Here is a 21,303-nt window from a genome sequence, read left to right as displayed (position 1 = left end):
GAAGGGGACCCCGCCACACGGCGGGGTCCCCTTCGGGTCGGTCAATAAGTCAGGCTGCGATCTCGTGCTCGGCCCACCACGCGTCCAAATCGCTGCGACGGCAACGGATCTGTCCGTTCGGCAGCTTGATGAGCTTCGGGGCCATACCCCGGGCACGCATGCGGTAGAAGGCGGCGCGACTCATCTCGATCTCTTCGAGGACTTCGGGGAGCTTGAGCATCTTGGGGCGAGCCATCGTTGCTACTCCTCGCTTGGGCTGGTCTTGGGGCCGTGTGTGTCCGAGGTGCGGATTTCTGCGTCACCGCGTCACCTGCGTCATCCCAGGCTTCTGACCTGCGGGTTTGGGGTGACGCAGAGCGTTGGGGGTGCGTCATCGGTGACGCAGGCTGTCCGTCATCGGTGACGCAGGTGACGCAGGATGACGCAGAGCCCGTCGTCTGCGTCACCCCTGTATGCGCAGGTCACGGGGCGTTTTGTGACGCAGGTGACGCAGGTGACGCAGCGTTTCCTACTTAGGAAAAAGAGAGGGGCTGTCTGTGGTGGTGCGGTGCGGCTCAGAGCGTGAAGAAGGAGCCGCTACGCGGCGCGTCTCTCGGGCGGTAAATGGAGCCGCTTCGCGGCGCGTTCATCGCAGGGCGGCGCTGCCGCCGAACAGCAAGAAGAGCACGCTGGGACAGGGTGCTCTTCTTGCTTGTGCGGTCGGCGGCACCGGTCAGAACGCCTGCCCCTGCTCGTGTGGGGGCGGGGCTTGCAGGCGGGTCATTTCGAGGTAGCGGCCCTCTTTGGTGCGGCCCGAGTCGATGAGGACGCCCCGGGCCGCAAGGGTGGGCTGGAGGCGCTTGAGGCGGTCCGAGAGGACCTTGCCGGTAGTCGGCCAGCCTTTGGGCAGGGGGCGGTAGTCCTCGCCGGTGTAGAGGGTGGTGAGGCAGTGCAGCCACCCGGTGGACGTCATCCGCTGCGCCGCGCCCGGTTCGATGGTGTCGGCGTGCCTAAGGACGGTCTGGGCGAGGAGATCGCCCTCGATCACGTCGTCGTTGAGGTCGTCCAGGCTGGCCCGGTAGGCGGTGAGCGCTCCGAGCCCGGTTGCCGCGTCGAGTTGCGCGCACAGGCGGGCGAAGTCCGCCATCCGCAGATCGGTGGGGGTCTCCGCCTCCACTGCGCGGATCTTGACCGTGAGGTCCAGGAGGGAGCCGAGAATGATCGGCAGGACTTCCGTGTACTCCGCCCAGAGCTCCGCCTCGGTGCGCCGGACCCTGGGGCGTTCCAGGCGCAGCGGCAGGAGCCGTTCCGCCAGGTCGGGCCGGATGACTCCGACGTCGATGCCGGTCAGGAGCAGGGGGCGGCGGTAGCCGACGCGGAACACGTCCCCGTCGGTGAACAGGGCCCGTTTGACGTTCTCGATGCCGGTCACGATGCAGCACATGGCGTCAGACAGTTCCGGCGTCAGGTGCGAGAGGTTGTCCAGGGCGGTCACCCATCCGGCCGCCACCGCCGCGATCAGGTTCTCCTCATCCTTCGGAGCGCGGCGCAGGTCCCCGCTCATGCCCTCAATGATCCGCACGAGCATCCGCCCACCGGTGGATTTGCCCGCGCCCTGCGGCCCGGTGAGGAACGGCGCGGGCACGGGCACGGACGGTTCCAGGCAGCCGAGCAGCCAGGCGATGGCCAGGCACTCGGTCTCCGCGTTGGCGAAGTTGCACAGCCGCATCAACAGGTCGATGCCCTTGCCGTCGGTGTCCTTGGCAGGCACCGGGAGTTCCCCGGTGAGCTGGGTGCGCCGCCAGCACACCTCACGCGGGTCGGGGACGGCGACGTCCCACCCGGAGGGGTGGATGCGGACGGACTGCCCGTCGTCGCGGCCCAGGTCCAGCCACGTCGCCCCGTCGAATCCGGGGGCGACGCGAATGTGGACGGGCTGCACGTCCTCGGTCAGCGCGAGCGCTTCGATCAAGTCCAATGCCTCCTTGAGCGCGGTCCCGTTGAACACACCGCGCCCGTCCCTGAACAGGCCGACCATGAGTTCCTGGCGGTGACTGCCGGTCGTGCCCTGCGAGCGCATCGGGCGGGCCACGGGATGGCCGTTCCTCTGCGCGTACACGGTGCCGTCGGCGGTGCGGAAGTACCGGAAGTGCGCTTGCGCGTAGTCGGTGATGACCTCGCGGGCCGGGTTCTTCTCGTCGTCAGCCATGGTCACAGTCCCAACCTGGTCAGGGCGTTGGTCCACGCGTCGGTGCAGTGCCGGGCGGTTTCACCCTTGGCCTGCGCGGCGGTGAACAACCGCGCCACGTGGGCGTCGGTCAGGCAGCCGCACCGGCCGTGCGTGGACAGCACCGCTAGGAAGGTCCGGTAGACCGTGGCGTGCACCGCCTCGCGAGCCTCGGTGATGCGCTGCTCTGCCATGGCGATGCCACGATCGAGGTAGACGGGCGTGCGGTGAGGGCACTCCCCGCCCCCGAGCCGTGCGGGCACGGTGACGGCCACCGGCCGGACTGCGGCGGGCTCCTTCACGGCCAGGGCGCGCACACCGTCCGGCAGCGCGGTCATGGTGCCGGTGCCGGAACCGAGCCACCGGGCGTAGGCCATCGTGGACTTGACGTCCACACCTGGCCGTACAGCGTTGGCGGACTGCATCGCCCCTTGGTAGAGCCAGTGTTCACCCCGGGTCGTCGGCACGGTCCGGGTGGCGGGCAGGCTCGCACGGGCCCACGCGATGGCGGCCGTGTTGTCGAGGTCGACGACGGTGAGACCGGCGCCGCCGGGGTGGTAGGCCACCGCTGCCGCCTCGCGCCAGGCCCGGGCCCACGTCGGCGAGTTGAGGGTGTGGGGGTCGGTGGTGGCGGCGGCCCAGCCGTGGCAGGGGTGCGGGCAGGTGCAGGGGCCGGGGGTTTTCATGTTCGGCCGGCCACCGCACGCGTTGTCGGCGCAGGCCGGGCAGTTCCCGAACGGCACCTTCCCCGCTCGTAACGGCAGCACGGGCACGCCGGAGGCTGCCAGGGAGAGAGCGGCAGGCAGGCACTCTCCCCGGACGTCGGTGGGTTGGGGCATGCTGGTGACCTCCACAGGTCTGTGAGGGACTGATGGATTGACGGCGGCCCCGGTTCTTGCCGGAAGGGGGCCGCCGTTGTCGTTGGTCGGGCAGGTCAGACAGCGGGGCTCAGGCTGCCTCGCGACCGGGCAGGAGCATCCCGTCATCGCCCTTGCGGAGAGACCCGGCGGCCGTGAGGGCCTTGACCTCACGGGACACGGTCCCCTTGTTGATCCCGGTCCGGTCGGTGATGTCCCGCAGGGTCCGGGCACCGTCCTGGACGGCCTTCAGCACCCGGTCACGGTTCGTCTCCGCCGTCGGCGCCGACGTGGGAGCCGCCTCGAGGGCGGTCTGCTCCTTGACCAGGCGGAGCGTGTTCCCGGACGGTCCGGCGGAGTCGCGCTGCCATATGGGCCGGTCGGGCAGGGCGATGACGTCCTTGGGCGACATGGCCCGTGTGCGGATGTGGTGGGGCTTGGCCTTGGGGTGCGAGCGCAGCAGGGCGAAGCCCGGCATGGGCAGTTCGTGGGCGTGCCAGCCCTTTTCGTGGGCGTCCTGCCCGAACACCACCTGCGATTCGCCCGCGCTGGACAGCGCGAGGGAGGCCCGGTAGGTGATCTGACCCGCGATCTGGGAGTCGATGCCGTGGCCCTCACCGGACATCGTGGGCTTCTGCGTCGCCCAGATGACGATGATCTCGGCCGCGCGGGCCCGCCGCGCGAGGGACCGCAGGTTCTCGATGATCTCACCCCAGTCGGGATCACCGGGGTCGTCCCCGGTGCCCTTGCGCCGGGGCTTCTTGGACATGGCGATGACCTCGGCACCCTCATCGACGAAGACCGTGATGCGGGGCCGGTCCGGGCTGATCTGGATGACGTCCTCACCCCGGGGGATCAGCGCCTCACGCTCGATCATCTCCGCGTACAGCTCGCCCGTGACCTTCAGGACTTCCAGCGGGGTCACGGCGGTCCGGGCGCGGTGCTTCCAGTTCAGGGCCTCCACGCGCTTCGGGTCGATGACCACAAGCCGGTGATCCGGCGTCTCGGACGCCTCGGCCAGGATGGCGCGCGTCGACCAGCTCTTGCCCGCACCCGACGTCCCGGCCACCAGCATGCGACGACCGAGAGGGACGATCACCGGCTCACCGGTGACGGTGTCGACTCCCCAGGGGGCGCCGGGGGTCCAGCCGTTCAGGTCGATGCCGTCGGCGGCGCTGCGGGTCCGCAGGGTGATCGTGGCCCGGTCCCCGTGGGAGCCCGCCTTGATCTCCATGGGCAGATCGGTGCGGGCACCGAGAAGAGCGCGGATCTCCTCCCGCTTGCCCTTGAACCCGGTGGGCGTCCACTTGGCGTCCAGCCGCACATGCGAGACCAGCCCGGCCGGGGTGAGCTTGGCCGGGGTGGGCACGGTGCCCGACAAGCCGCGGGCATCCGCGTTCTGCACCCAGAACGACGGGTCCAGCCGCGAGGCCAGCCGCCGCTCCTCCGCCGTCATCCCGTCATCGAGCTGCACCGACGGCTGACGGCGTCCCAGCCACAATCCGGCGGCGTGCAGGCCGATCAGCCCGGCCGACACCGAGGCAGGCCACACGGTGAGCGCGTGACTGGCCTCCGACATCAGCCAGGAGGCTAGCCCTCCGGGTACCGCGTGCGCGGCATGCGCCTGCACGGCTCGGGCCGCGAGGGTGGCGGGGTAGTTCTTGCGCGCCGCCTTCAGCCCGGCCCGCGCCTGACTGTGGTGCTGCCGGGCGGCCTTGTCCGCCGTGCGCGCGGCGCGGCGGTCGGCGGACAGCGGGTTGCTGGACGCCTTGCGGGCCGCGCTGCGCTGATTGCGTGCCATGGCTGCGGTGGAGCGGGCGGAGTTGTGCTCGCGCTGCGCGGTCATGAGCGCCTTCAGGTTCTCCGGGGTCCGCAGTTGCGTCCGGCGTTCCGTCTCCCGGTCCCACCAGGCGGCGAACGGCGTGCACACCGGGGCGAGTGCGTCCAGCGCGGTGTTGGTCGTATTGGTCGTGGTCGACCATGCTTGCTTCCAGTCCACGAAAGGGTCCTCCAAGACGTGGATGAGGGCCGGTGCGCCGTTGCGTGGCGTCACCGGCCCGCCCGATTTGCGGTAGTTGGCGTTGCCGGTTGCGTCGACAACGCCGGTTGAACCCCTGCAACCGCATCTGACCTGCGGAGTTGCAGAGTTGCGCCGTTCTGAGGGGAGGGGCCCTACGCGCACGCGCGCGTAGAGGGGCCGGAAACACGGTCACGCAGCGTCTCTGTGGGGGCGTGGGCGGCCGTTCACGGGCCCGGGGGTCTTCCACCCCACGGGAGGGGGGTCCGGGCGCTCCAACGGCCGTCTGTGGCTTCCGGGTTGAGCGGGGCCGGTTGCCCGCCCTCTCCCGCCGCCAGAGCCCCGACCGTGCGGAGCCTGGCGACGACAGGGGACGGGCAGTCAGCGCCGACCGCGACGACCGCGCGCCCCGGTGAGGGTCTTCGCGGCGGCCTGTCCCTCGCTGCCGCCGACCGAGCGGACCACTGTCACGATTGCCCACCCGGCCACCACGATCACCACCGCGATGGCGATGAGGCTGATGGCCATGGAGGTGATCGCCGCGATGAGCATGGGGGCGAAGTAGACGGACGCGCCGACCGCGCCCGCACCGACCCCGGCCCCAAGGGCGATGCGCTGCACTGTGCGGTCCGGGGCGGCCTGGTGGATGTGTACGACCTGCGGCGCCTGCTGCTGTGCGGGCAGGGCGTGGGGGTCGATGTAGGCGTGACGGCCGTCGGGGAGCTGCACGACCGTACGCGGGGCGGGGAGCTGTTCCACAAATGCCTCCTGGCAAGATCGGTAGGTAGTGCGGGAGTGCCCCGGGCCCGATTCGATCGGGCGCCCTCACGGCGACATTGCCGGGGCTGAGTGGGCAGATCAGGCCGCAACGGGAGAGGCGTCCTTGCGTGCTTCGGCGCGGCGTGCGGCAACCCAGCCGACGGACCAGCCGGTCATGGTGGCCAGGGTCCGCACCGAGTGATCGGCGTTCGCTGGGTCCGCGATGATGGCCCGCGCCACCTCTTCCGGCACCCGCTCCCCCTCGTTCAGGCGCGGGGTGTTCACGGCCGCAGGGGCGGTGTTCACGGTGGGCGCGGGGGTGTTCACGCTCGCGGCCGGAACGGGCACGGCGGGCACCCGGTCGGCGTCGACGGCGGGCGCGGCCGGTGCGGGTGCGGGGGCGTGAACAGTGGTCTGAACGGGGTGTTCACGGCGTAGTACGGCCTGCTGGTCGCGGAGTGCACGATCCGTCAGGTCTGCCTGTGCGCGGGTCTGTCGAGCCTGCTCAGCGGCGTTCTCGGCTGCCGCCTGCTGAGTGCGCTCGCGTTCCATGCGCGCTTCGTGCTCGCGCTGCTCGCGGGCCTGGCGGTCCTCGCGTTCGGCCTGGTTCTGCTGCATCCGCCAGGCGTGTTCACGGTCCTCGCGTTCACGGCGTTCACGGCGGTCCTCGTCGCGTTCACGGTCCTCCCGCTCCCGCGCCTCCCTGGCCTCGCGTTCCTCCCGCGCGACCCTGGCTTCGGCCCGCTGCTCGGCCCGTGAACGCTCGTGTTCAGCGTCCTGTTCACGCTTGATCCGGGCCAGCCCCTCAGCCAGCGCCCGCCGGTAGGCAAGCCCCGCTTCCGCCGTGACGATCAGCAGCAGAGGAGCGACGGCGTGCACGGCAACGCCGACCAGGTCACCCGACAGGGCACTGTTGCCGATGTTCAGCAGCAGCGTCATCAGCCCGGTCATCCACCGCAGCAGCGCCGGCCAGGCACCCGCACGCATCCCGAGACGGGAGACGACCGAGTCCAGGCGGATCACGATGACCACAGCGGAGTCCACCACGATCGGCAGGATCGGCCCGGTCCAGTCCCACGCATCCGGCGTGACCTCCTGGACCAGCGGCGTGACTGTCAGGACCGAGTACAGGACCGCCCCGGCGGTGATAGCCCACGTGCCGATCGACAGGGTGCGTTCCGCACTCTGCACCTGCTCGGGATCGAAGGACATGGTCATCGGCGCACCCGCTCCCGCACGGCGTGAAGCCGCCAGCCAGCCGCCTGCGTGAAGCAGCCGACCGCCACCAGCCACCGCCACACACCGTGGCCCGTGGCGACGATGCCCGCCAGACCCGCCAGAGCGAGCAGCAGACCGGCAACGACCAGGGCCAGCGCGATACCGGACAAGGGGGTCTGGAAGCTCATGCCCCCACCTCCGCCCGGGAGCGCACCCGGATCGCAGCGATCAGAACGACCGGGGAGGCGGGATCGTCGGGGGTCTCGCTGTCTTCCGTCCACGTCCATTCGGCGCCCGGAACCGGCTCGAAGCCAAGCGCACTGAGCGCGTCCACGCGCTGCGTGAGCGTCGGCACCGCGCGGTTGAACGTGCGCTCCGGCCACCGCGCGGTGGTGTTCAGCAGCGCCACGTACAGGCGCCACCGGCCCCGCTGCACGGACATCAGCGCGGTGAACTCCCGAGCCATCTCCGGCCCGCTCATGCCGCACCGCCCCGGTGCGTGTCGGCGGCGCGGTTGGCCAGGTCCCGGCGGGCGGTGAGGACCCGGCGGCGGGCCCGGCGGATACGGCGGGCGTCCAGCTCGCTCGGAGTGCGGTCCAGGGTGACGATCTGCGCGTCCAGCAGGTCGACGTCCGCCAGGATGACGGGCATCTCCCGCTCGATCGCGTCCAGCTCAGCGTCCGTCGGCTCGATCCAGTCGGCGAACGCGGTAACAACGTCCTGAACAGTGACGATGGGACTCATAGGGTCGTGACTCCTCTGCTCTGGAACGGCCCGAACAGCGGCCCCGGTGTTCCCGCACCGGGGCCGCGCGCCGTTGAAGTCGGTAGATCCGGCTCCCCTCAGCGCTGCTCGTACGAGACGAGCAGCGGAGGCAACCGGCCGCAGCAGTAAGCGCTGCGGAGAGGTTGAACGTGTGTCGCTGTCTCCTTCGGGAACACGGGCTCCCGTTTCAGGCGTATGGAGACGTGACCTTTCGGTCTGAGCCCTCCGGTTGACCAGGGGTCCGGGTCCCTCGGCCCGCTCTATCCCGGGCCCCTTCACCTCGGCATCCCTGCGAGAAAATCCAGGGACGTCGAGGCGCTGTAGCCATTGTCCGTACAATGGCTACAGTCAGGATGTTGGCAGACCGATTGAAGGACCGCAAGGGCATTGGCCGCATTGACTGGACAATGCAGTCAGCTAGCGGCTTCCATGGGAGGCATGACAGTGACTCGACTCGGGCGAAACCCGATGTATCAGCAGATCGCGGACGCGCTGCGGGAGCAGATCACGTCCGGAGAGCTTGAACCAGACGCGAAGCTTCCGACGGAAGCAGAGATGCGCGACCAGTACGGCGTATCGCGGGAGACAGTGCGCAAGGCACTCGCGCAGCTCGTGAACGAGGGACTTGTCATCTCCGCCCGCCCGCAGGGTCACTTCGTCCGTCGGCGTCAGCCGATGGTGTTCCGTCCCCAAGCGGAGTTCAGGAAGCGGCCGTACTCGCCGGAGATGGACGCCTTCATGACTGAGTACGCGGGAGAGGGACGCGAGCCGCGGCAGGTCATTGAGGTCGCCATCGTGGAGCCGCCGGAGGACGTAGCCAAGCGGCTTCACTTGGAGCCAGGTGACCTTGTTGCGGTCCGGAAACGGGTGCGCTACCTCGACGGCGAGCCGTTCAACATCAATGACAGCTACTTCCCGCTCGCGATCGTGCGGGACTCGGAAATCATGCGCCCAGAGGACATTGCCCGCGGCGCCAATGAGGTTCTGGCCGAACTCGGTTACCGACAGGTGCGGGCGCTAGACGAGTTGTACGTTCGGATGCCCACGCCGGAGCAGGTGCACCGCCTGGACCTCGGCCCCGGAACGCCAGTGGGCGTCCACGTCACGACTGGATTCACGGGCGAAGGGCAGCCTGTGCGCGTTGCGGTGACCGTACTCCCCGGGGACCGACACGTGATCTCGTACGAGCGACAGCGCGAAGCGTCGAACGAGGGAGCATGAACGACCTGCATATCCGTCCCGGCCGCCCTGACGAACTCGGGACCGTGGAAGCGCTGCTGAACGGGGCATCCGCCTGGCTCGCATCCCGGGGCATCGACCAGTGGCAATATCCGCCGCACCGCGACCGCATTACGGCGGCCCTGGAACAGGGAGTGTGCTTCCTGGCCTTCGAGGACGGCGAGCCGATCGCCACCGTTCAAGTAGACGACTTCGCCGACCCGGAGTTCTGGACCCCGGATGACGAGCCGGGTGCCGCGCTATACCTACACCGCATGGCTGTGAGTCGGGGCGCGGCCGGCGGCGGCGTCGGGGCGAGCCTGTTGGATTGGGCCACGGATCGTGCCGCAGCGCAGGGCAAGCGGTGGCTTCGTCTGGACGCCTGGAAGGACAACGAGGGGTTGCACCGGTACTACAAGGCTGCGGGATTCACCCTCGTACGCATCGTGGACCTGCCGCACCGCAGGTCGGGGGCGCTCTTCCAGCGCCCAACTCGAATCGCCGTCTGAGATTCTCCACCGAGACCTAGTCGGCGAACGAGCTTATGATCCACTCGTGGCAGACATACCCGACGATTTGATCACCCTGGAACGATCCGCCGAAGTGGAGCGCGCGAAGCTGGCTGGCCTTCAAGGCGAGGAGCACGATGCTCAGCTCAACCGGTGGCGTACGGCGTCCGAAGCAGTGCAGGCCGCGATCACGGCGCACGCGGCAGCAGCTGGTTTGAACCGGTACGAGTTGGAGCAGGCGGTCAAGGAAGCGGTGAGGCATGGGCGTGAGGACCCCGCCGCGGAGTAGCGGATCGCCGTGACGAGCCGCGCTCGCACCCTTCTCGATGTGCGGCGCTTGAGGTGCTTCAATCGAACACATGAGCGAGTTGCCTTCGGATCCGCCACGCCTCCACGCGATCCTGGCACACCTCGACAAGCAGATCGCCGACACCGAGACGGTGGCCATCTACCTTCGTCTCCAGCGTGACGCCGTCCGGGCCGCACTCATCCGCGCCGAAGGGCCGCCGCCCGCGCGCCGACGACCAGCTCGGCCTGTCAAGGGCGGGACCGGTCTCCCCGCACTCGCCCAAGCGGAGGCCCAGGTCGGGTTTGTCGTCCAGCAGAAGCGCACCCCCAACGGGCCCGAGCCCGCCGTGATCCACGTAGGGGACTGCACCATGATCGAGGGCACGCCTCACCGGATCAGGGACCACGATGCTCGGGCCGCGCTCACCGACCCGAACGTCACTGGGTGCGCCTTCTGCCGGCCGGACACCGAGCTGGGTATCGACGCCGACTGACAGCTAAGGCAGCCACTTTGGCGCGAGCTTCGAAGGTCATGGCCCCAACGTCGTGCTTACCGGGCAGGTCCACAGACTGCCCGACGCGCGCCCACGTGTGGATAGGCCGGGGAACATGGGTCGATCACCGCATAGCGCGGGCATCGGTCAAGGCCATACCTCCGGCGGGGATCGGCCGACACCGGGATGGAGGGGGCGCCGTTCGCGACTGCGGGCCCGTAGTCGCGCGCGTGGGAGCTCCCATCCCGTCCACCGTCGACCCAGGCAGAGCCGAGCAGACGCGGCACATTGCGGGCAGGTCCATAGCCTGCCCGAGTCGCCAACCAGCGTACGGCCCCTTGATCATGCTCGACCCGAGACCAGGCAGGCCACCGGCCAAACCCGCTCCGCCGACCTTGGGACGTTGAGGCTAAGCCGGATCGGCGAGAAGCCTCCCCAACCAACCGATCACTGCCTAAACTCAAACGAATGAGGTGCAGGGGGGCAACTGCACGCTTGACCGGTGCTGCGTTGGTGCTAACCAACGAGGGAAGGGCTCCGCCGCCAGATCGCAGGGGGGAAGTATGGATTACAAAGTTTTCCTAGGATACTCGAAAAATCCCGCAGACGTCTCTCAGGAAATTCAGCAGGCAGCCACGGTAATAAATAGGAGCGGGTTCGCCGAGGCAAAAACATGGGAGGCAAACCCAGCCACAGGCAGACTAATCATCGAGACCGTTCTTCAGGATATCGATGACAGCACCATCTGCCTGTTCGACGTAACCACACTAAGCGAGAATGTGCTATTCGAAGTTGGCTACGCTTTCAGTCAACGCAAGCACATTGTACTATCTGTTTTCAAGTCCTCTGAAACCGTGCGCGACTGGCGAGCATTTGACATTTTCTCAACAATAGGATGCATCTTTTATGAGAATGGGGGAGAACTCGCCGCAAGGTTCATGAGCGGCATCAATGCGGCAAGTGAAAAGACTCTCTGGGATGACGCCTCCCAAGCCCTAGATCGAACCGTAAAGAACTCAATCTTTTATGTGCCCACCTATCATACATCTGAAGCAGAGCGCAATCTTCGCAGAATGGTAGGAAAAGAAAGGGATCTGGGAACTAAAGTCACGATCGCCGATCCAGCTGAACAAGGATCAGCACCCCTTGCCTGGTATGTGAATGCCGTCTATTCGTCTGCAGCTACGCTTCTCCAAATGTCGGGCGAAAGGCATGATCGGAATCGTCTGCATAACGCTCGGAGTGCATTCATCGCTGGGCTAGCACGAGGACTTGAAAGGCCTTTGCTGGTGGTTGTCGAAGATGACTACCGCGGCCCAGTCGACTACAAGGACATTCTGTACACCTATCACAACAAGAAGAGACTCGCAGAGAAACTAAGTCAGTGGCGTGAGCAAGCCTTCCGAGCCTGGAACCAGGAAGAGATTGACGACCAGGTTCCCAGCCCGAAGCTCGAGCTCGCCACAGAGCTCAAGGATCTCAAGTTCGGCGATTATGTCGCCGAGAATGAGTCGGACACCCTCGATGAGTATTTCGTAGAGACAGCGGAATACGAGGCAGTACTGAATGAAAGCAGCGTTGTGTTCGTCGGGCGCAAGGGAATGGGAAAATCGGCGAACATGATCCGAGCGTCTCAAGTGCTACGAGACGACAAGCGAAATCTGGTCTGTGTCGTCCGGCCTAGTAATTATGACTTGGATGGTCTAGTAAGCGTATTGGAGTCCCTCGGCGGCGATGGAAACCAGTCTTTCCTCGTAGAAAGCTTTTGGCGGTTTCTGCTTTACTCCGAGATCTCCCTCGAGGCTGTAGCCGCAGCCGACAGACTGCCTGCTGGCATCGGTGATGGAACTCCAATGGCGCGACTTCGAGACTATTTGACACAGAACGAGATCGCTGAGGAGTTTTCGATTCGGCTCGAGCGGGTTATCGAATCTGTGCGACGTGAGTTGCGGGAAACCTCCCGTACGATCTCGATCGAGAAGCAGCGAGAGCGGATCGCCCAAGCCCTGCACGGCAATATTGTAGGAAACCTCCGCAAACTGCTCGGTGATGCTCTGCGTGACCGCCATCGCGTAGCCCTGCTGGTGGACAATCTCGACAGCGCTTGGACGAAGTCCGCTCAGCTAAAATCCCAAGCAATCTTACTCGTGGGCCTTCTAGGCACAGTGAGCAGAATCGCTGAAGAATTCCAGCGGGAGAACAATAGACTTCGGTCTGTGAATGTCACTGTCAGCGTCTTCTTGAGGTCTGACATATATGACGAAGTGATTAAGGAGGCGCGCGAGCCAGATAAGATTAACACGAAGAGAATTGATTGGAACCAGCCCGATCTGCTAAAGCGGGTAATGGACGAACGCTATCTATCCGTACGTCCTAAGGGAACCTCACCGGACGAGCTGTGGGAACGGTATTTCTGTTCGCAGATTGGCGATAAACCGACCCTAGATTACATCTTCTCAATCATTCTTCACCGCCCCCGAGATCTGGTCTTCTTCTGTAAGGCGGCTGTATTCAATGCGGCTAATGCCCGCCACTTGCTGGTAGAAGATTCCGATATTAGGGAGGCGGAGAAGAACTATAGCAAGTTCGCCCTTGATGCATTGCTCGTCGAGTACGGGGCGACCATGAGCCATCTAGAAGAGGTCGTCTACGAGTTCGCCGGCTGCCCGTCCATAATGCCCAAAACAGAGGTCTTGGAGATCATCCAATCGATACCTGGGATGGACGAGGCGAGTCAGGCCACCGACTGCCTAGAAGGGTTGCTGAAAATCTCCTTCCTGGGCGTAGAGGTACGAGAGGGAGACTTCTCTTACCCGGACAGGGCAGACGACTTGAGGAAAGCAAAGATCCTGGCCCGAAATGCCTCACGACGCGGAAAGAGAGAGGAGCGGTACGAGGTGCATCCGGCATACCGCAACTTCCTCGAAATCGAAAGTTAATATTATGGTAGCCGATTGGCGGGATTCTGCCCCGCCCCCCACGGGGGTGATCATGTCCGAACCTTCGCAAGAACTGCGTACAGCAGTTTGGAACGTGAACGTGATTGAAGACGGGACGCACGAGGATGGAGTCCGTCAGAGCCAGTTGATCCTCGAACAGTACAAGCTATGTGTCGAAATGGCTGATCGACTAAGCGCTCGTCGAGGTCTAACCAATTCCTTCTTTCTAACCTTGAACCTAGCCATGGTTAGTGTTATTGCGTCACTGGCCCCGGCGGTGGCGCGTGAGTCGAGAGTCTTCGTCCTGTTAATTGCTCTCGTCATTACGTGTGGCGAGTGTTTCGTTTGGTTTTGTGCACTGCGATCGTACCGCTTGGTTAATAAAGCAAAATATGCGGTGATAGAAGTGCTCGAAGAAAAATTGCCAGCCCGAGCATACTCAAAAGGTGAGTGGCATGCTTTCGTGCGATCGGGTCACCATGGCAGATACTTCCGTCTTACAAGTGTCGAGCAAACCATGCCGCTGCTCTTCGGCCTAGGATATGTGGCTTTATTCGCCTACTTCGTCTTCTAGACGTTGAGCACAGCCTGCCACAGCCGTGCCAGATGCCGGGGTCAACCGCAGTCAACAAGGGTGGCTAGCGGCCATATCCGCGCCCGCTAGCTCGGTCCGAGAATCAGCAGGTCACCGGCGGAGCGTCCCATCCTCTCCCCTAAAGCGGTGATCGAACGCGAGCGCCTCAAGGCTGTCCTGGGGGCCGCATCATCCCCCTGTGGCCATCCTCTGGCCAGATTCGCCCACGCAGCCAGACAGAGACAGCGAACGTCCTGGTCAGCGCGCCTTGGGTCATGCCTTGTGGACGGTCTTGAAAACCGTCGTGGCAGCGATGTCACCGTGGGTTCAAATCCCACCGCCTCCGCACAGGTCATAGACAGTGCAGGTCAGAAGGGGTGCCCCTCTCCGGAGGGGCACCCCTTCTGCATGCACCCTGTCTCCCCCCGATTCACGCATTTCTCGCTGTTGACCAGTGCGTATGGGTCATGTGTGGGCCAGGATCAGACCCCTGGATCGGCCCGGTTCAGGAAATAGCGAACCCCGTGGGTGCGGTGGTAGGTAGCCGGCACCCGGTCGGGATGTTTCCGTTCGGCCCAGCCCGAGCCTGCGGTGGGCCGGATCCCGAGCGGGCCGAACTCGTCGAAGGCGAACACCCGGTCAGGGAGCGGTGAAGGACCTCCTCGATGCGGTCCAGCTTCGCCTCGCGGTCGGGATCCGGGGACTCCTTCCACGTCTTGGTTCGCTGGAAGGTGACACCGCGGCGGGCGAGCAGGCCGCGTAACGCCTCGCGACCGATGCGGATGACCCGGCCGTGGACTTTGCGCAGGTAGGCGACGAGTTTGCGCAGCGACCAGCGGGTGAAGGGCTGGCCGAGCTTGGTGGGGCGAGTGGTGGCCGTCTGGACGACGAAGTCCTCGTCATCACGGTTGAGCAGGCGGGGACGGCCTCCCGCCCATCGAGGGTCCAGACAGGCCAGGCCGATCTCGTTGAACCGGTGGATCACATCCCGCACGGTGTCCTCGTCGGCCTGGACCAGCTGGGCGATCACCGGCACCCGGTTCCCACCGGCCGAGGCCAGCAGCATCATCGCGCGCCGGTAGCGCACCGAACTCGTGCTGCCCCGGCGCACGATCTGCTGCAGCTTCTGCCCCTCCTGGTCGGTCAGTCTGCGCACACGGACAGGCTCGGCCACCGCACCTCCAGCAGTCGGATCGGACATCACCGCCCATCCAGCCGCCACGACCCCCAACCCGGCGAACCTATGCGGTCAGAGCACCAGCCATGGCGGACGACCTTTTGCCCGTCCGCCCCGCTGTCGGGAGTCAGAGCGCGGACGCAGTCACCAACGCAGGAGTGCCCCACCAGAGAGCATGAAGCGCTGGCCAGCGGCGTCCCCTCCGTCTCAGTTTCCCTCTCATTCACCCTTGCATGGCGCCGTTCATAGAGGTCCACGCACCGGGGCCGGGCCGGCCGCGGCGCGACCTTTCAACTGCCCTCGGCTGCCGCGTCAACCGTCACCCTGCTCGATGTCCAGATGGATCGGACCCCGAAGAACGGGGCTGGGCCGGTACGGCGGCGGGTCGACGACCAGCCTGGGGCGGTCGAGCCGGCGTACCAACGCGGTCAGCGCGATCTGGGTTTCCCGCCGGGCCAGCGGGCCGCCGAAACACAGGTGGATGCCGCTGCCGAACCCCAGGTGCTGGTTGTCATGCCGATCCGGGTCGAAGCGGTCCGGATCGTGGAAGCGCTTCGGATCGCGGCTGCCTGAGGCCAGCATGAGCATGATCTGCGAGCCCTGGGGGATGACGGTGTCGGCGACGGTGACGTCGCTGTACGCCACCCGCCAGGGAATGATGTGCACGGGTGGCTCGTAGCGCAGCAGTTCCTCGACCAGCGGCACGACGAGGTCCGGTTCGTCGCGCAGTCGCTGCAGCACCTGCGGGTGGCGCAGCAGCGTCAGCATGCCGTTGGTGATGAGGTTGACGACGGTCTCATGGCCAGCGATGAGGAGCAGTCTGGCGGTGGCGACGATTTCGGCGTCGGCCATCCGACCGTCGGGCCCGTCGTCGTTGGCCAGCCGTGACAGCAGGCCGTCTCCCGGCCGGCCGTGGCGCTGTTCCACCAGCTCGCCGAGGCACTGGCGCAAGTCCTTGCGGGCCTGTACGCCCTTGTCCAGTTTCTCCTTCGGGTCGGTCTTGGGGTTGTAGTCGATCGAGTTCATGATGTCGTTCACCCAGAGGTGGAACCTCGGCTCGTCCTCGCGTGGCACGCCGAGCAAGTGACAGGTCACGGTTACGGGGAACGGGGAGGCGAAATCGTCGACGACGTCGATCTGCTCCTTGCCCGCCAAATCATCGATCAGGCTGCCGACGGTTGCGGTCAGGAAGCCTTCAAGTCCGGTCACCAGCCCCGGGGTGTGCGGGGGGCCGAAGTGACGCATCGCCATACGCCGCAGGCGATCGTGCTCGGGCGAGTCCATGTGGATGAACGACGACGTGGCCCCTTCCTCGGCAGGGGGCATCGGACGCGACAGATTGCGCAGGTCGGAACTCAGATGCGGGTCATTCAGTATGTCCGTGATCCCACGATAGGTACTGATGACGTAGCTGCCGTCCTCCTGCCGAGCCACTGGCGTCTCGCGCAACTCGGCATACAGCGGGTACGGGTCGGCCCGGGCGGAGTAGTCGAAGATCCGTTGCAGCGTGCCGGGCATCCCGGTCGTGATCCGGCCTTCCTCCTGGCGATGCTGGTGCACGGCCGCGACGCGGCGCTCACCCGGGTCATGGCCTGTGACGATCACGGTGGCGCCCTGAGCGATCAGGGCGGGGCCGGGGAAGTCGACGGGCACCGGTTTCATGTCGGCCGGCTGGTCCGGCGTGGGGCAGGGGGGCGGGAAAGGCGCGGCCGTCTCGATCAATCGTCGGTAGTGGTTCAGCCACTTGGCGTTGTTGAAGCTCACGGCAGCCGTGACGCGGCCCCGATAGCCGTATGCGGTGACGAAACGGTGGTCGTCCAGCGATCCCTGGGTGACGACCACCTCGTCGGCGAAGGTCGGCACGCCGACGGACTTGATGTTGACGCCGAACTGGATCGACCAGAACAGCGGGATGGACAGGTGGGGCCAGCGGTCCGCCTGGGCGCTGACCATGTTGTGTGCCGCGATCTCTGCCTGCTCCACGGCGTTGGCCCAGTGCTCCTGTGAAATGAGCCGGTATTCGTAGATGGGGTTCGGGCAACGTGCCACGTCTCCCGCGGCGAAGACGTCGTCGGTGACGCGGCCATTGATGTCGAGGGCGCGGCAGCCCGTGTCGCAGGTGATTCCCCACACGCCCGCCGCCAGTCCCGACTCCCGCAGCCACTCGGTGTTGCGGATGCTCCCGAGTGCCACCACCGCCACATCGGCGTCGACCGTACTGCCGTCGTCGAAGTGAGCACGGCGAAACCGTCCCTGTGCGTCGCCCTCAAGCCGGGTGACCTTGACACCGCAACGCAGGTCAACGGCGTGAGCGCGCTGCATGTCCGCCGCAACCTCACCGATCAGGGCACCTAGCGCCCCGACCAGCGGGGCCGGCCCGAGTTCGGCGACGGTCACCGGGATGTCCCGCTCTCGGCAGATGGAGGCGATCTCGGAGCCGGTGAATCCCGCACCGATGACCAGAACGCGGGAAGGCCCGGCGGCGAGGGCTCGCTGCAGACTCTCGGCATGCTCGCGCGTACGTACGACGAACACTCCGTCCAGGGCCGCCTCGGACTCGACGAACCACGGCCGGGCCCGTACCCCGGTAGAGATCAGCACCCGGTCGAAGGGAACCCCGCGTCCGTCGGCGAGTCGCACGTGGTTCGTCGCGAGGTCCAGCCCGCTGGCGGGCACGCCCAGCAGCCACTCCGCATCGATGCCACGACGGCGGGGCAAAGCGGTGCCCCCGGCCGGCACCCACCCGGTCAGTACTTGCTTGGACAGGGGAGGCCGGTCGTAGGGCTCGCCCAGCTCGTCGCCGATCATGGTCAGCGATCCGGTGAAGCCCTCGTCGCGTAGCGCCTCCGCGGCCCGCAGTCCGGCCAGTGACGCCCCTACGACCACGATGCGGCCATCGCGCTTGAACGCTTGCAGGTTGTCGGCACTGGTCATGACGGCGACGCCTCCGCCGGTGCGTGCCGCGCCTCCAGCTGGTCGACCAGGATCGCCTGGACCGGGCAGGCCGCCGCGGCGCGTAGCACCTCGTCGCGCTGGGCGTCGGGGTTCGGGGCGTACATGAGCGCTTCCTCACCGTGCATCCGGAACGCCTCCGGAGCCAGGAACGCGCACTGCGCATACCCCGCACATCGGGAAAGATCAACGACAACTTTCACCCCGACCTCCACAGGGAGTGGGAGCTGCAGACCCTCAAGCCAGCGCCACTCCGGCGCGCAACAAGGGAGGATCCGGCCGCTGCCCACCCCTGCGAAGTACGAGGGGGTGCACCGCGCTCGTCGGGTCGCCATGGAAAGAATTGATCATCGCGGCTCAGGCGATCGGCGCCTGACTAGGGACGTATCCCTGGTGCGGCTGCATTTTGGTTACGCAAGCGGCGCTCTTTTGGATTGCCGTTTCGACGGAAACCGTGTGGCACGGTACGCCGGAATACCGTCACAGAATCAGCGTAACAGCGGCACCGATACCGACGAGTCCGATGGCCCGGGAGACGCACGCCTGACATCCAACGTTGACATCAACGACGCTGGACAGCGGCGTACCTTGGTGGAGAACCGGCGTACGCGGCACGGCAGCGAGATGCCGAGTCCGTAGAGGTCGGATCGAACTCCTGGAGCGGTGACCGGCGGCAGCCCCATGCCCGTCGCGTGCCCACTCGGCAGGACTCGGGCAGCGGCGCTTGACCGGGCCATTGAGACTCCGTCGATCGCGTGGGCAGGCTCCGATGACGGGATCCCGATGTTCATAATCGTCGCCACGGGTACCGCCATGAGCTGCCCCGACCTCCCGCCCCATGACAGCTCTACCTCAGTTCAGTCCGAAGAGCAGTAGCGCGGCAGTATCGGCACGACCCTCTCTGACACAGTCGGACTTGCGCCCGCTGCACGACCCCGCTGCTCCTGACGAGGACGACGATCAGCGGTGAGACGGAGCACGGCGGGCAACGCCTGCCTCGGCGTGCCTGTCGGCCTCGCGCGCAGAGCAGCGTGATCAAATAGGGCATGGCATCGTCCTGGACCGGTAATCGGGTACGCCTGCGCGCTGTCGAGCCCGACGACTGGACGGCGTTCGCGCGTTTCGCCGACGATGACGGGCCGCGAGGGGGCCGGCTGGATCTGCCGAGGTCTGCCGAGAGCTACCGTGCCTGGGCGAAGGAGCAGGCCGTTGCCGAGTGCGATGACGACCGCTTCCGGTTGGCGGTCGAAGCGACAGCCACGGGAGAGCTGGTCGGTACAGTCGGCTCACATCGCACCGGCCCTCGCTCAGGCTGGTTCGAGTTCGATATCACCATCAGCGTCGGCCACCGGCGCAAGGGCTTCGCGACGGAAGCGGTGGTGCTGCTGCTGCGCTTCATGTTTGCCGAGCGGCGCTATCACAAATGCCTGGCGGCGGTTTTGGCCCACAACGAGGCATCGCTGGCACTTTTTCGTGGGCTCGGCTTCACCGAGGAGGGGCGCTTGCGGGAACACGTTTTCTTCGCCGGCCGGCACCACGACCTCGTCATGATGGGCATGCTCGTCAACGAGTTCGACCGGCGACACACGATGAGCGAACCATGAGCCGGTGATCCGAGCGCGTGTGGAACGGCACTCGGACTTGATCGACGTTCGTTGTTCGCGGGTGGAGGCGGCCTGCCACCGAAAGTAGGACTGCCCTCAGCCGCGCAACGTGGCACGCAGGTGCAGGCCGGCGGTTGCGAGACCTTCGAAGGTGGTGACCCGGTAGCCGGGTTCCGCGCCGGGCGGCTCGCTCAAGTGGTAGCGGCTGGCGGTCTGCGCGGTCATGAGCGTGAGCATAGCCATGGCCAGAGCGGCTCCCTCGCAGCCGTGCGGCCCGGTACCGAAGCCGAGGAAGACCCCGGGTTTCGCCGGCGAGCCCGAATCGTCGAGCCAGCGTTCGGGCCGGAACCGGTCCGGTTCGGGGTGTTCCCGTGCGTCGCGGTGGGCGGTGTAGGGGCAGACGAGAACGGTGGATCCGGCGTCGATGGTGTAGTCGGCGAGCTGAGTCTGTCGCGGGGCGCGCCGGGTGAGCAGCCAGCTCGGGGGGTGCAGTCGGAGCACTTCGCGTACCAGCGCCTGGGTGTATTGCAGGTTGTCGAGGTGGGTGCTGGTCGTCGTGGCCGGGTCGGCGGGCAGCAGGGCGGCTTCGGCCGCGACGCGGTCCGCGGCCTGGGCGTACCGGGCCAGGTGGAGCAGGATCCATCCGGCTGCCCGGGAGGGTGTCTCGAAGGTGGCGACGGTGATTCCGGGGAGGGTGTCGAGGATGACTTCTTCCGACAGCGGGCCGTAGCGGGAGGAGGGCCGGAGCATCTGTCCCAGCACGTCGTCACCGAGCCGGCCCGATGAACGGCGCCGGCGGACGATGGACCGCAAAGCGTTGGTGAAGGCGACTTGCCGCCGTGTGCGGAACCGCCGTGCCGGTGTGGGGACCCAGCGCGGCCACACCCAGTGCGAGGGGCGTACGAGCACCTCCCGGGCCACGAAGAGCTGCCAGGCGAAGGGCAGCAGGGCGGGAGCGTCTTCGGAGAAGAGGTAGCGCACGCCGATCTCTGCCAGGACGGGCCGGACCAGGGGCAGAATCTCGACGTCCCGGCCCGTGGGCCACTGGTCGGCAAATCGAGCGGTCCCGCGCGCAATCTCACCGATCCGGGCCGCAACCGCCTGCGGGCGCAGTCCGCGCATGCGGGCGGCGCGAGCGCGCGCCCGCTCCTCGGGCATCGGCGCTCCGCCGGCCCGCTTCAACGGCGGGAAAAGAGGCGAGGACGGCTTGGGGAAGTCCTGCGCGCGGCGCAGGACCACTTCACACACCCCGGCCGTAGCGGCTACGTAGACACCTGGCTCCAGCTGCCAGACGTCCCCGCACTCGTCAGCGCCACGGCGCGCTAGTGCCAGCCGGTCGCGGCTCCAGGCCGCGAAGCTGCCTCCGGGCAACCGCGGCGGCTCATTCACTCGGCCCATGGGATCGCCCCTGACTTCTCGTAGCAGTCAGGCCGATATCGTCGGCAGCGCGGCCAGGAGCCGGCGGGAGCCCGGGGGCGCCCGCCGACCGTGTGGTCACACCCTGTCGTCGCCGGTGTGCGTGCCCCAGTCGTGGGCCCCGTACGCACCGTAGTTGCGGGTGAAGGACAACTTGGCGAGCAGCTTGGCGATCATGAGGCACTCCTCTCGCTTGCCTTCAGCACCACGTGCCGTACGTTCAATTTTTTCGCGCATAGCACATACACCCTATTTTAGGCTATCAATTACATGCATGGATACAAGGCGCGTGCTTGCGGGCCGGGCCCGC

19 protein-coding genes, 1 tRNA gene and 2 pseudogenes are annotated in these 21,303 nt (G+C 66.5%); 8 read left to right on the top strand and 14 right to left on the bottom strand.

Annotation, left to right across the window (positions count from 1 at the left end; all coding sequences use genetic code 11):
- Positions 1-49: 49 nt before the first annotated feature.
- The 9 genes from IEZ19_RS13095 to IEZ19_RS13055 form a co-directional block, all read right to left on the bottom strand.
- Entirely contained in the window at positions 50-235 is a 186-nt protein-coding gene (locus IEZ19_RS13095; protein WP_189311318.1) for a helix-turn-helix transcriptional regulator, read from the bottom strand.
- Between the two features lie 477 nt (positions 236-712).
- Positions 713-2,188 carry an AICE element replication initiation protein gene (locus IEZ19_RS13090; protein WP_189311317.1) on the bottom strand — a complete coding sequence of 492 codons (1,476 nt, stop codon included), beginning with the start codon at positions 2,186-2,188 and terminating at the stop codon, positions 713-715.
- Positions 2,189-2,190: 2 nt separating this feature from the next.
- A complete protein-coding gene (locus IEZ19_RS13085; RefSeq protein WP_189311316.1) occupies positions 2,191-3,045 on the bottom strand; it encodes a bifunctional DNA primase/polymerase in 855 nt (284 codons plus the stop codon).
- Between the two features lie 109 nt (positions 3,046-3,154).
- A complete protein-coding gene (locus IEZ19_RS13080; RefSeq protein ID WP_189311315.1) occupies positions 3,155-5,062 on the bottom strand; it encodes a winged helix-turn-helix domain-containing protein in 1,908 nt (635 codons plus the stop codon).
- 399 nt (positions 5,063-5,461) lie between these two features.
- Positions 5,462-5,839, bottom strand: coding sequence for a DUF6251 family protein (locus IEZ19_RS13075; RefSeq protein ID WP_189311314.1), 378 nt, complete (start codon positions 5,837-5,839; stop codon positions 5,462-5,464).
- 99 nt (positions 5,840-5,938) lie between these two features.
- Positions 5,939-7,057 carry a DUF2637 domain-containing protein gene (locus IEZ19_RS13070; RefSeq protein WP_229840276.1) on the bottom strand — a complete coding sequence of 373 codons (1,119 nt, stop codon included), beginning with the start codon at positions 7,055-7,057 and terminating at the stop codon, positions 5,939-5,941.
- Positions 7,054-7,245, bottom strand: a complete 192-nt coding sequence (locus IEZ19_RS13065; RefSeq protein WP_189311313.1) for a hypothetical protein — start codon at positions 7,243-7,245, stop codon at positions 7,054-7,056. The genes IEZ19_RS13070 and IEZ19_RS13065 overlap by 4 nt, the downstream gene beginning before the upstream one ends.
- Positions 7,242-7,538, bottom strand: a complete 297-nt coding sequence (locus IEZ19_RS13060) for a DUF6303 family protein (protein WP_189311312.1) — start codon at positions 7,536-7,538, stop codon at positions 7,242-7,244. Before IEZ19_RS13060 ends, IEZ19_RS13065 begins: the two co-directional genes overlap by 4 nt.
- On the bottom strand, positions 7,535-7,801 hold the full coding sequence (locus IEZ19_RS13055) for a DUF6284 family protein (protein ID WP_189311311.1): 267 nt from the start codon (positions 7,799-7,801) through the stop codon (positions 7,535-7,537). The genes IEZ19_RS13060 and IEZ19_RS13055 overlap by 4 nt, the downstream gene beginning before the upstream one ends.
- A gap of 489 nt (positions 7,802-8,290) precedes the next feature.
- Here IEZ19_RS13055 and IEZ19_RS13050 point away from each other — a divergent pair, with 489 nt between their 5' ends.
- The 7 genes from IEZ19_RS13050 (at position 8,291) to IEZ19_RS13020 (ending at position 14,192) form a co-directional block, all read left to right on the top strand.
- A complete protein-coding gene (locus IEZ19_RS13050) occupies positions 8,291-9,043 on the top strand; it encodes a GntR family transcriptional regulator (RefSeq protein ID WP_189311310.1) in 753 nt (250 codons plus the stop codon).
- On the top strand, positions 9,040-9,549 hold the full coding sequence (locus IEZ19_RS13045) for a GNAT family N-acetyltransferase (RefSeq protein ID WP_189311309.1): 510 nt from the start codon (positions 9,040-9,042) through the stop codon (positions 9,547-9,549). Before IEZ19_RS13050 ends, IEZ19_RS13045 begins: the two co-directional genes overlap by 4 nt.
- 46 nt (positions 9,550-9,595) lie before the next feature.
- Positions 9,596-9,838, top strand: a complete 243-nt coding sequence (locus IEZ19_RS13040) for a hypothetical protein (RefSeq protein ID WP_229840274.1) — start codon at positions 9,596-9,598, stop codon at positions 9,836-9,838.
- 70 nt (positions 9,839-9,908) lie between these two features.
- Positions 9,909-10,331: a DUF6233 domain-containing protein gene (locus IEZ19_RS13035; RefSeq protein ID WP_189311308.1), complete on the top strand. Its 423-nt coding sequence runs from the start codon at positions 9,909-9,911 to the stop codon at positions 10,329-10,331.
- A 563-nt stretch (positions 10,332-10,894) separates the two neighbouring features.
- Entirely contained in the window at positions 10,895-13,270 is a 2,376-nt protein-coding gene (locus tag IEZ19_RS13030; RefSeq protein ID WP_189311307.1) for a P-loop ATPase, Sll1717 family, read from the top strand.
- 52 nt (positions 13,271-13,322) lie between these two features.
- Positions 13,323-13,844 carry a RipA family octameric membrane protein gene (locus IEZ19_RS13025; protein WP_229840272.1) on the top strand — a complete coding sequence of 174 codons (522 nt, stop codon included), beginning with the start codon at positions 13,323-13,325 and terminating at the stop codon, positions 13,842-13,844.
- A 245-nt stretch (positions 13,845-14,089) separates the two neighbouring features.
- Positions 14,090-14,192: transfer RNA gene (locus IEZ19_RS13020), tRNA-OTHER, on the top strand.
- Between the two features lie 161 nt (positions 14,193-14,353).
- Here the strand turns inward: IEZ19_RS13020 and IEZ19_RS13015 are convergent.
- From IEZ19_RS13015 to IEZ19_RS13000, 4 genes and pseudogenes are all read right to left on the bottom strand, one after another.
- Positions 14,354-15,018, bottom strand: a pseudogene (locus tag IEZ19_RS13015) (helix-turn-helix domain-containing protein); the annotation flags it as partial.
- A gap of 315 nt (positions 15,019-15,333) precedes the next feature.
- Positions 15,334-16,539: a cytochrome P450 gene (locus IEZ19_RS13010; RefSeq protein WP_189311553.1), complete on the bottom strand. Its 1,206-nt coding sequence runs from the start codon at positions 16,537-16,539 to the stop codon at positions 15,334-15,336.
- A 48-nt stretch (positions 16,540-16,587) separates the two neighbouring features.
- Positions 16,588-17,955, bottom strand: a pseudogene (locus IEZ19_RS13005) (NAD(P)/FAD-dependent oxidoreductase); the annotation flags it as partial.
- Positions 17,952-18,176, bottom strand: coding sequence for a ferredoxin (locus tag IEZ19_RS13000; protein WP_189311306.1), 225 nt, complete (start codon positions 18,174-18,176; stop codon positions 17,952-17,954). The pseudogene IEZ19_RS13005 and the gene IEZ19_RS13000, both read right to left, overlap by 4 nt.
- 843 nt (positions 18,177-19,019) lie before the next feature.
- Between IEZ19_RS13000 and IEZ19_RS12995 the strand changes: the two genes are divergently transcribed.
- Positions 19,020-19,577, top strand: a complete 558-nt coding sequence (locus IEZ19_RS12995; RefSeq protein WP_189311305.1) for a GNAT family N-acetyltransferase — start codon at positions 19,020-19,022, stop codon at positions 19,575-19,577.
- 96 nt (positions 19,578-19,673) lie between these two features.
- On the opposite strand, the gene IEZ19_RS12990 is transcribed toward IEZ19_RS12995, so the two are convergent.
- On the bottom strand, positions 19,674-20,975 hold the full coding sequence (locus IEZ19_RS12990) for a cytochrome P450 (RefSeq protein ID WP_229840270.1): 1,302 nt from the start codon (positions 20,973-20,975) through the stop codon (positions 19,674-19,676).
- Between the last annotated feature and the right edge of the window lie 328 nt (positions 20,976-21,303).

The organism is Streptomyces brasiliensis (genome assembly GCF_014647875.1).
GTDB classification, from domain to species: domain Bacteria; phylum Actinomycetota; class Actinomycetes; order Streptomycetales; family Streptomycetaceae; genus Streptomyces; species Streptomyces brasiliensis.
The sequence above is the reverse complement of the archived record's forward strand: the minus strand, read 5'-3'. Positions and strand labels throughout refer to the sequence as shown.